A 10622-nucleotide genomic window follows, 5' to 3' on the forward strand; every position below is an offset into this window, starting at 1 on the left:
CCCATATTTTTCACCTTCTGATATTTTATTTCTTTTTTATTATATCATAATTGGATTAAATGATAAAAGATACAACAAAATTTCTTTTAAATTATTTACACCATAATAGAAAAATCCATTACTATTTTTGGGGTTTTAGGTAATTTGTCTTTTTCCTAATTATCCACTCTTTTCGTGGGAGAATATAGTATATTCATTATTTAGGATATTTAGGAATAAATTATAATAGTATAAATTTTATACAGTTTAATTATATGTTTTTTTATATAAGTATAAAATCTATACTAAAATAGAACATTTGTTCCTATTTTTTTACATGTGGCACATTGTTGCTAATAGATAATATGGATGAAAATTTACATATAATAAAAAATTATGGGAGGTAGAATTATGGTAAAAGTAGCAGTTACAGGATTAGGAACGATTAATTCAATAGCAAAGTCAAAAGAAGAATTTAAGGAAAATTTAAAAAATATGAAAATAGGAATAGATCATATAAGCCAGTTTGATACTGCAGAACACAAAGTAAAAATTGCAGGAGAAGTAAAAGATTTTGATCCAACACAATATATGGATAAAAAATTAGCAAGAAGATATGACAGATTTTTACAATTTGCAATAGCAGCGTCAAAAGAAGCTTTAGAAGATAGTGGTTTGAATTTAGCTGGTGAGTGGAAAGAAAATGCAGCTGTTATAGTAGCTTCTGGTATAGGTGGATTTAAAACATTATATAAAGAGTTTTTAAAAATGGAAAAAAAAGGACCTAAAGTAGTAAGTCCTTTTTTAATACCGATGATGATTTCAGATATGGCATCAGGAGTGGTTTCTATAGAATTTGGAATAAAGGGGCCAAATTTTAATACAGTAAGTGCATGTGCATCATCTTTGCATGCAATAGCAATTGGAACTATGTTAATACGACATGGATATGTGGATGTTGCTATTGTAGGTGGAACAGAAGCTACTATTGATCCTATGCCAATAGCAGCTTTTGCTAATATGAAAGCATTGTCTACAAGAAACGATGATCCCAAAGGTGCTTCGCGACCATTTGATAAAGATAGAGATGGTTTTGTTATGGGGGAAGGTGCAGGAATAATAGTGTTGGAATCAGAAGAACATGCTAAGAAAAGAGATGCGAATATATATGGATATGTTGAAGGATTTGGTATGAGTGGAGATGCATATCACATAAGTGCTCCAGATGAACAGGGACTAGGAGCAGCAAAAGCTATAAAATTAGCATTAAAAGACGCTAATATAGAACCAGAAAGAATAGATTTAGCAAATTGTCATGCAACGTCAACTCCTGCAGGAGATATTGCTGAAACAAGAGCATTGCGAAATGCATTTGGAGAACATGCAAAAAAAGTTTATATTCAGGGATCGAAAACATTATTTGGACATGCTTTAGGTGGTGCAGCTGCAATTGAATTTATAGGTCTTATATTGCAGATGAAAGAAGGTTTTATTCATGGAATGCCAAATCTACAGAATCCAAATGATGAACTTTTAGATCTCAATATTCCCAAAGAGACAGTAGAGGTTAAAACACAATATGCAATAAAAAATTCGTTTGGATTTGGAGGTCATAACGTTTCTGTGGTTTATAAAAGTTTATAAGGAGATGGTTTTATGAGAATAGGTTTAGTAACAGATAATACATGTAATTTGCCAATAGATTTTTTAGAAAAAAATGATATAGGATACGCATCGTTATATATACTGAGAGATGGAAAACATATAAAGGCAATAGATTTATGTCCAACAACCTTTTATGAAGAATTAAAGGTTGGATCATATGTTCCACTTACATCGCAGCCTTCTGTAAAAGATTTTGAAGAAGTTTATAGAGATATGTTGAAAAGATATGACTATTTGATAACTTTGACAATATCAGAAAAATTAAGTGGCACCCTGAATTCTGCAAGTCTTGCTGCATCCATGATTGACGAAAAAAGGATATTTACAGTAGATTCGAAATTGACGAGTTATGGTCTTGGTTTTTTAATACTTGAATTGATGGAGAAAATAAAGAGTGGAAATTATTCTATTGAGCAATTGATTGAATACTCCAGAAATTTTTATACAACAGTAAGAACAATCTTTAGTGTAACAAATATTGATTATCTATACAAAGGAGGAAGAATAGGAAAAGCCAAAGCACTTATGGGTGGATTGTTAAATATGAAACCGATTCTTTCTCTTGAAGAAGGCGAAATAATACCGGTAAAAAATGCCCGAGGAATTAATAGAATGATAAAAGAGGTTATAAATCATTCTATCGAAAGAATAGATTCATTAAGAATGAAGAAAATCGCAGTTATTCATACAAATAATTTAAAATATGGCGGATTATTGATTGAAGAATTAAGAAATCGAGGTATAAACGATGATACTATTGTATATTCATTATTGGATCCTGTCATAGGAACACATTTAGGACCAGATGCAGTGGGGGTGATTACTCAGTGGGAGTAGATGAAATTATGGAAATATTACCTCATAGATATCCTTTTTTATTGGTAGATAAAGTTGTTGAAATAACAAAAGAAAAAATTATAGCTTATAAAAACATATCAATAAATGAGCCTCAATTTCAGGGGCATTTTCCAGGATATCCCATTATGCCTGGAGTTTTAATAATCGAAGGACTGGCGCAAACTGCAGGAATATTGTTAATGAAGGATTTGAAAGAAAAAGTTGTGCCTTTATTTCTTGGAATAGATAAAGCAAGATTTAAAAAAGAGGTTAGACCTGGAGATAAATTAATGTATGAAGTTATGATATTACAGGAAAAAATGGGAATGTATAAATTAAAAGCTGTAGCAAAGGTTGAGGATAAAATAGTAGTAACTGCAGAATTAATGGTTGGAATAAAGAGGGGATAGAATGTATATATCTCAAATAAAAGCATATATTCCAGAAGAAATATTGGATAATTTAACTCTAGCGAAAAAATTTGATGTTACAGAAGATTGGATATTTAAAAGAACAGGAATTAAAAAACGACATATATCAAATATAGATATATTTCAGATGGGAATGAAGGCAGCTGAAAAGTTGGATTTAACAGATGTTGATACTATTCTTTTTGTATCCTCAACAGGAGCGCATTATATACCATTTTATGTGAGAGCATTTGAAAAACTAAATATTAATAAGTTACGTTATGGTATAGATATATCAAATGGATTTGTTGGATTTATAACTTCCTTACATATAGCAGGAGTAATGTTTAAAGAAAAAATAGCAGGAAAAATATTAATAATAGTTTCAGAAAAATTATCAGATCTTGTAGAAAGTACTGATATAAATACAGCAATACTTTTTTCAGATGCAGCTGTTGCCATGGTTTTAGAAAATCATGATGGTTATCTTTGTGATCATAGGGTTATCTATGATTCTGAATATTTGGATGCATTAAATATTAATGATAATAAAAAGATAATTATGGATGGGAAGAGAGTATACAAATTTGCTGTTAATAATATGAAAAAAATGATAAATCAATATATAGAAACGTATGGAAAAAAAATAATAGTTCCACATCAGGCTAATAAACGAATCCTCGAAAGTGTGAAAAAAACATTTGAAGATATAACTTTTTTAAACATAATAGAAGAATATGGTAATACCGGTGCTGCAAGCATTCCTTTAACTTTATTTAAAAAATATGGCAATACAAAAATACAATTAAAAGATCATATATTAATATCAGTTGGTGGTGGAATGACAACATCAGCGATTACCTGGAGGTGTATCAATGAATAGAGTAACTGAATTGCTGAAAATCAAATATCCAGTATTAGAAGGTGGAATGGCCTGGGTTGGAACTCCAAAATTGGCGGCGGCAGTTTCTGAAACTGGAGGACTTGGGACAATTGGAGCCGGAGGTATGACTCCTGATATTTTAAAAAACGCCATAAAAGAAATAAAGGGATTAACAAATAAACCATATGCAGTTAATATTATCCTTGTAAATCCCTATGCTGAACAATTAGTAGAAATAGTTAAAGAAGAAAATGTTCCTGTTGTTATTTTTGGTGCAGGAAATCCAGGGAAATATATATTGCCTCTTAAAGAGAAAAATATAAAGGTTTTAGCTGTAGTTTCTTCAGAAAATCTGGCGAAGAGGCTGGAAAAAGCAGGTATAGATGCAATAATAGGTGAAGGCATGGAATGTGGTGGGCATATTGGAGATGTGTCTACAATGGTATTAATACCAAAATTGGTTGATGTATTGAATATACCAGTAATTGCAGCAGGTGGTATTGCAGACCTTAGAGGAATGAGGGCAGTTCTTGAACTTGGTGCTGAAGGTATTCAAATGGGGACGCGTTTTGTTGCTACACACGAATGTGAAGCGCATGAGAACTACAAAAAATTAATATTAAAAGCAGGTATAAGAGATGCTATAGTAACAGGAGCATCAATAGGTCATCCAGCACGTGTAATAAAAAATAAATTTGCAAAAAAGATTAAAAAATTAGAACTATCTTCACCAGAAGAGGCGGAAGAAATGATGGTGGGTAGCTTGAAGAAAGCTTTTTTATATGGTGATTTGGAAAATGGTTCTTTTATGGCAGGTCAAAGTGCTGGATTAATCAATGAAATAAAGAGTGTTAAAGAAATAGTAGAAGAGTTTGGAAAAGAATTAGAAAAAATCTTTAGATAAAAATTTAGCAAATGTAAAGGAGGAAGAAAATGATAGGTTTTGTATTTCCTGGTCAAGGGTCTCAAACTCTTGGAATGGGAAAGGAAATATTGGATAAATATCCAGAATATAAAAAATATTTAGATATAGCGTCAGATGTGATTAAACTTGATTTGGCATCAATAATTTATGGCGATGATGAAAAAAAATTGACATTAACAGAAAATGCACAGCCAGCTTTATTATCGATTTCATATATTATGTATTTATATTCAATAGAAAAATTAAATATTGTTCCTGAAATTTTAGCTGGTCATTCACTTGGTGAATGGACGGCATTGGTAGCCTCTGAAGTTATTTCATTTGAAGACGGAGTAAGATTGGTAAGATTAAGAGGAAAATATATGAGTGAAGCATGTCCTCCAGGCAAAGGAACAATGGGTGCAGTGATAGGGCTTGATATTGAAAAAATTGAAAAGGTTTTAACAAATTTTGAAAATGTAAATATAGCGAATCATAATTCTCCAGAACAGATAGTAATTAGCGGTGAAAAGGAAGAAGTTTTAAAAGCATTAAAGCAATTGAAAGAGAATGGAGCTAAAAAAGTTGTTGAGTTAAACGTTAGTGGCCCATTTCATTCAAAATTAATTGAAGATGCCAAAGAAAATATGAAAAAAGAGCTTGAAAATATAAACTTTAATTCACCAAAATATAAACTTATACAAAATTATACAGCTAATATAGAAAATGACCCAATCAAAATAAAGGAAAATATTATAAATCAGATTACTGGAACGGTAAAATGGGTTGATAGTATAAAAAAAATGAAGGAATTTGGCGTTGAAAAAATATATGAAGTTGGTCCTGGAAAGGTTTTAACTGGTCTGATAAAAAGAATAGATAAAAGTTTAAAACCACAGAGTATATTAAAGGTATAGCAAAAAAACCCCAACTGCTGAAATAGCGTTGGGGTTAAATTTTCTCCAGAATTTCTTTTAATTTTTCTTTTTGTATAGGAATAGCCAGAAAATCTTTTGCGCCATTTATTATTGCCTTTTTTATATATTCTTTTTCTGAAGATGAAGAGGTTACTATAATATTTGCCTGAGGGTCATTCTCTAAAATAAACTTCATTGCTTCTATACCGTCCATCACAGGCATAAGAAGATTCATTAATACTATATCTGGATATAATTTGAAATATTCATTTATAGCTTCTTTTCCATTTTCAGCTTCTCCTATAACTATATGCCCCAGTTCTTCAATTATATTTTTAATAATTATTCTATCAAATCTCGAATCGTCAACCACCAAAATGCTATAAGGCATTCAATCACCTCACATTAATCCTTCAAATAAATTAACCTGATTTCTTTCTGGTAATCCTTTTAACATACCCAATTTTCTAAAAGTTTCTATTGTAGTTTTGTTTATTCCTGTCCTTTTCAATAAATCTTCAACAGATAAAAAACTTTTTTCTTTTCGTGCTTTTACAATACTAACAGCAGCTTTTTCGCCAAGATTTGGAACTTTTATAAATGGTATTCTCAATTTCTTTTCTTCAATTATGAAATTTTTTGCATCTGATTTATATATATCTGGAGCTAAAAAACCAAATCCTCTTAAAATCATTTCATAGGCTAATTCAAGTACAGTCAATTCATTTTTTTCTTTTACATCAAGGGATCTTGATTTTAAATCAAAAATCTTTGATCTAATAGCATTTTTCCCTTTTAATATAATTTCTGTATTAAATTCATCACCTTTTACAGAAAAATAAGTTGCATAAAATGCAAGTGGATAATGAACTTTAAAATATGCTATTCTAAATGCCATACTTACATAGGCAGCAGCATGAGCTTTTGGAAATAGATATTTTATTTTTTTACATGAATTTATAAACCATTCAGGCACATTATTTTTTTTCATTTCCTCTTCATCTTCTGGAGCCAGACCTTTGCCTTTTCTAACCTTTTCCATTATAAAAAATGAATGTTTTTTTTCAAGACCTTTCTGGATTAAATAATTCATAATATCATCACGACATGCGATAACCTCATCAACAGTTGCCTGTTTCGCAACTATTAAATCTCTGGCATTATTTAACCAGACATCCGTTCCGTGGGATAAACCGGAAATCCTAACCAGTGCAGCGAAGGTTTTTGGTTTTGTTTCTTCTAACATGCCTCTAACAAATTGAGTACCAAATTCAGGAATTCCCAATGTTCCAACTGTAGTTCTTAATTCTGAACTTAGATCTACTCCAAGAGCTTTGGATGATGAAAATATAGACATTGTTTCCTTATCATCCATCTTTATATTTTTATATTCTATACCAGTTAAATCACTTAACATTTTCAAAAATGTGGGGTCATCATGTCCTAATGCATCTAATTTTACCAGGTCATCGTGAATAACATGGTAATCAAAATGTGTTGTCATTGTGTTAGCCTTTCTATCATTTGCAGGGAATTGAACAGGAGTAAAATCATAAACATCCATGTTTTTTGGAACAATCATCAAACCACCAGGATGTTGCCCAGTTGTTCTACGAGAGCCTTCTATTTTCTTAGCCAATCTTATAATTTCTGCATTTTTCAAATCTCCGGCATATTCTTCTGCGTATTTTTTTACGTAGCCATATGCGGTTTTTTCTGCAACTGTCGATATTGTACCTGCTCTAAATACATGGTCTGAACCAAATAGTTCTTCTATAAATTTATGAGCTCTTGATTGATATTCACCTGAAAAGTTTAAGTCTATGTCTGGAACCTTATCTCCTTCAAAACCCATAAATGTTTCAAAAGGAATATCCTGACCGTTTTTTTTCATTTCTTTACCACATTTAGGACATTTCTTGTCCGGCAAATCATATCCTGAATCATATGAACCGTCTGTAATAAATTCACTATACTGGCATTCTGAACAGATATAATGTGGAGGAAGAGGATTTACCTCTGTAATTCCCATCATGGTTGCAACTAATGAAGAACCAACAGAACCTCTTGAGCCAACAAGGTATCCGTCATCATTTGATTTTTTTACAATTTTTTGAGCCATTAAATATAATACAGCATAACCGTGATTAATTATTGAATTTAATTCTCTTTCTATCCTTGCTTTTACAATTTCTGGCAAAGGATCTCCATAGATTTCTTTAGCAGTTTTCCAGGTTAATTCTTTAACCTGTTGATCAGCTCCATCTATTATCGGTGGATGTAATTTCCCTTCTAAAGGCTGAATTTCCTCTATTAAATCTGCAATATTATTCGTATTTTTAATAACAATTTCATGAGCTATATTCATATCTTCAAATATTTCATAAGCTGCATCAAGCATTTCTTTAGTAGTTCTAAAATACTTATCAGATGGATATACCGTCTTTTTTTGTCCTTTTGTGGCAGAACCTATAATTAGAGCATCGCGTGCTTTTTTATCTTCCTTATTAAGATAATGAGCATTGCCTGTCATAACAACAGGAATATTATAATTTTTAGCTGATTTATATAATAATTTATAGAATTCTTTTATTTTTTTTATATCCACCTTTGGATGCTCTATACTATCTAAAGGTTGAATTTCTATATAGTCGAATAAACTGATTAATGCATTAATTTCTTCAATAGAAGCTCCTCTTGAAAATTCTTCAAATATAATATTTTTTGAGCAACCACTACCTATTAATAGCCCCTCTCTATTTGCTAATAATTCAGTAAGCAATACAGTAGTATCTCTATAAAAATATTCCGTATGAGCTTTAGACACCAATTTATAAAGATTTTTCAACCCTGTTTTATTTTTTACCAATATTGTAGTGTGATATTTTCTTAATTTTTTAAAATCTATCATCTTTTCAAGATTTATCAATTCATTTAAATTTTTAACCCCTCTGCCTTTAGCTTTTTCAAGTAACTTTAAGAAAGCATATGCAGTAACTTTGGCATCTTCATGAGCTCTATGATGATCAAAATTTCCAAGTCCCAATGCCTTAACAACTTTATCAAGAGAATGCCCGCCTTTTAGGTTAAGTAAAGCTCTTGCCATAGCTAATGTATCTATGTAAGGAATTTTTATATCAATATTCATAACTTCTTTAACCCAACGCCTTAAAAATCTATAATCAAAGTTAGCATTGTGAGCTACCAGAACAGTATTTGATATAAAATTCATGAATTCTGGCAAAACGGTTTCTATAGATGGAGCATCTTCTAACATTTCATTGGTTATTCCGGTAATTTCTTGAATTTTTTGTGGGACATTTTTTGATGGTTTAATTAATTTATGATAAATATCTGAAATTTCTCCGTTTATAATTTTTACAGCACCAATTTCTATAATTTCTTCTGTGTTTGGATCAAAACCTGTAGTTTCAAAATCAAAAACTGTGAAATTTGAATCAAAAGATAGCTCTTCTGAAAAATTGTTTATAATCGATGCCATATTATTAACGAGGTTAATTTCACATCCATATATAGGCTTTATATTATTTTTTTTTGCAATATTATAAAAGGTTGGTATTGATTGAACCACTTCGTGATCTGTTATGGCAACTGCTTTATGCCCCCACTTTGCAGCGGTTTTTACTAATTCTTCCACATCGAGAACAGAATCTAAAGCGCTAAATTTAGAATGAGCATGGAGTTCAACCCTTTTTTCTTTTTCGTTATCGATGCGTTCTTTTGGAGGGATTTTTAATATATTTTCTGGTATTATAACATATTCTTTTTGATACTCATCATATGTAATTTTACCTTCTACTTTAATATAATCATTTTCTTTAAGGGTATTATTTACTTTTTCAGCATTATTTTTAAAAACTTTAATAGTTATAGAATCTTTTTCATCAGTTATATACATAGTTAGTATAATAGCTCTATCATTAAATTCTTTATGAAATATTCTCCCTTCAACAACTACTTGTGAGGTTTGATACATAATATCATTCAATCTATCAAGAGGAATAGAGACTCTTTTAAAACCTTTTCCTATTACAATATCGTCACTTTTAGTTTCGTTTTCTTTGTGATTGAAATTGGTATTTTGAAAAGAATTTATATTTGAATTGGTAGTATTTAAAGTTTCAATATTTAAATCATTAGAATCAGAATTATCAATAATTTGTGAATCATTATCTTTAGAATTCAAAAAATTTTCATAATTTATGTTTATGGAATCGTCATAAACAAACTCGTAATCTGGCAGATATCCAAGGTTTCGTTTTAGAATATTATCAATGACGATTTTATTTTTCTTCATTCTTTCAAGTGCAAATTTATTTGAAATTCTAAAAATTAATGTATTATTTTCAATATCAGGTAAAAAGAATCTTAGATAATTTTCTTCTTCATTACCGATTATTAAATCTATCCAATTCTCCAAAATATAATCCAAAGTATTTTTGGAATTAAACATTATTTTTACAGGCATTTTCATCAATCTCGAAAAAAAAGTTTTTATTTTTTTTTCATCTGTTTCGCTTAAAGGTGTAGAAATTTTTAAAAGAAGAAAGTCGTTTATTTCAATATCGCCTTGAAGAGAAAAAGGGATAAATCCTATTCTGGAAAGTAAAAAATCTGAAATTTTCATTGAAAGACCTCCCAATATTTCCTTTACATAACTATACCATATTTTTTTTAAATTTATACATTTTAAATGATGAAATTATGATATTAAAAAAATAAAAGAGGAAGCAATGCTTCCTAATTAATAAATAATGTTTCATTTAAGCAACCACCAGGATTTTATCCCGATATTATTATTTTTATACACGATATAAACTTATTCTGAAAAGGCTTATTATAAATTTTTGTCCCCATAATTATCTTTAAGATAAAAGGTCTATCAATCTCTAGCTTTATGCAGGTGATATTTATCAAACTATATAAAACAAAAAATTAACTATATTAATATATCAGGTGATATATTAATTGAGTAATTATTATTAATTTTAGAAATATAAAATTAA

General features: G+C 29.8%; 8 protein-coding genes. 6 read left to right on the top strand and 2 right to left on the bottom strand.

From position 1 onward, the window contains the following. Positions 1-390: 390 nt before the first annotated feature. Genes fabF through fabD form a run of 6 tightly spaced genes read left to right on the top strand, consistent with a single transcriptional unit; the run spans position 391 to position 5595 of the window. Positions 391-1623, top strand: a complete 1233-nt coding sequence (fabF, locus tag X275_RS09150) for a beta-ketoacyl-ACP synthase II (RefSeq protein WP_047268526.1) — start codon at positions 391-393, stop codon at positions 1621-1623. A gap of 12 nt (positions 1624-1635) precedes the next feature. Then, positions 1636-2481: a DegV family protein gene (locus X275_RS09155; protein ID WP_047268527.1), complete on the top strand. Its 846-nt coding sequence runs from the start codon at positions 1636-1638 to the stop codon at positions 2479-2481. Next, the gene (fabZ, locus tag X275_RS09160) at positions 2472-2891 is read left to right on the top strand and encodes a 3-hydroxyacyl-ACP dehydratase FabZ (RefSeq protein WP_047268528.1); all 420 of its coding nucleotides are present in this window, start codon (positions 2472-2474) and stop codon (positions 2889-2891) included. The genes X275_RS09155 and fabZ overlap by 10 nt, the downstream gene beginning before the upstream one ends. Before the next feature lies 1 nt (position 2892). Then, a complete protein-coding gene (locus X275_RS09165; RefSeq protein ID WP_047268529.1) occupies positions 2893-3774 on the top strand; it encodes a 3-oxoacyl-ACP synthase III family protein in 882 nt (293 codons plus the stop codon). Continuing rightward, positions 3767-4678, top strand: coding sequence for a nitronate monooxygenase (locus X275_RS09170; RefSeq protein ID WP_047268530.1), 912 nt, complete (start codon positions 3767-3769; stop codon positions 4676-4678). Before X275_RS09165 ends, X275_RS09170 begins: the two co-directional genes overlap by 8 nt. 29 nt (positions 4679-4707) lie before the next feature. Further along, complete coding sequence (fabD, locus tag X275_RS09175; protein WP_047268531.1) at positions 4708-5595, top strand: ACP S-malonyltransferase; 888 nt, start codon at positions 4708-4710, stop codon at positions 5593-5595. 34 nt (positions 5596-5629) lie between these two features. On the opposite strand, the gene X275_RS09180 is transcribed toward fabD, so the two are convergent. Together X275_RS09180 and X275_RS09185 are read right to left on the bottom strand one after the other, a co-directional pair. Continuing rightward, positions 5630-5986, bottom strand: a complete 357-nt coding sequence (locus tag X275_RS09180) for a response regulator (RefSeq protein WP_047268532.1) — start codon at positions 5984-5986, stop codon at positions 5630-5632. Positions 5987-5995: 9 nt separating this feature from the next. Next, positions 5996-10243 (bottom strand): PolC-type DNA polymerase III, encoded by a 4248-nt coding sequence (locus tag X275_RS09185; RefSeq protein ID WP_047268533.1) that lies wholly within the window; start codon positions 10241-10243, stop codon positions 5996-5998. Positions 10244-10622 lie beyond the last annotated feature (379 nt).

The sequence above is a fragment of the Marinitoga sp. 1197 genome, assembly GCF_001021165.1.
In the GTDB taxonomy this organism is placed as follows: domain Bacteria; phylum Thermotogota; class Thermotogae; order Petrotogales; family Petrotogaceae; genus Marinitoga.

Coding starts and splice junctions, on each gene's coding strand:
- fabF (WP_047268526.1), top strand. CDS start 391: ATGGTAAAAGTAGCAGTTACAGGATTAGGAACGATTAATTCAATAGCA.
- X275_RS09155 (WP_047268527.1), top strand. CDS start 1,636: ATGAGAATAGGTTTAGTAACAGATAATACATGTAATTTGCCAATAGAT.
- X275_RS09165 (WP_047268529.1), top strand. CDS start 2,893: ATGTATATATCTCAAATAAAAGCATATATTCCAGAAGAAATATTGGAT.
- X275_RS09170 (WP_047268530.1), top strand. CDS start 3,767: ATGAATAGAGTAACTGAATTGCTGAAAATCAAATATCCAGTATTAGAA.
- fabD (WP_047268531.1), top strand. CDS start 4,708: ATGATAGGTTTTGTATTTCCTGGTCAAGGGTCTCAAACTCTTGGAATG.
- X275_RS09180 (WP_047268532.1), bottom strand. CDS start 5,986: ATGCCTTATAGCATTTTGGTGGTTGACGATTCGAGATTTGATAGAATA.
- X275_RS09185 (WP_047268533.1), bottom strand. CDS start 10,243: ATGAAAATTTCAGATTTTTTACTTTCCAGAATAGGATTTATCCCTTTT.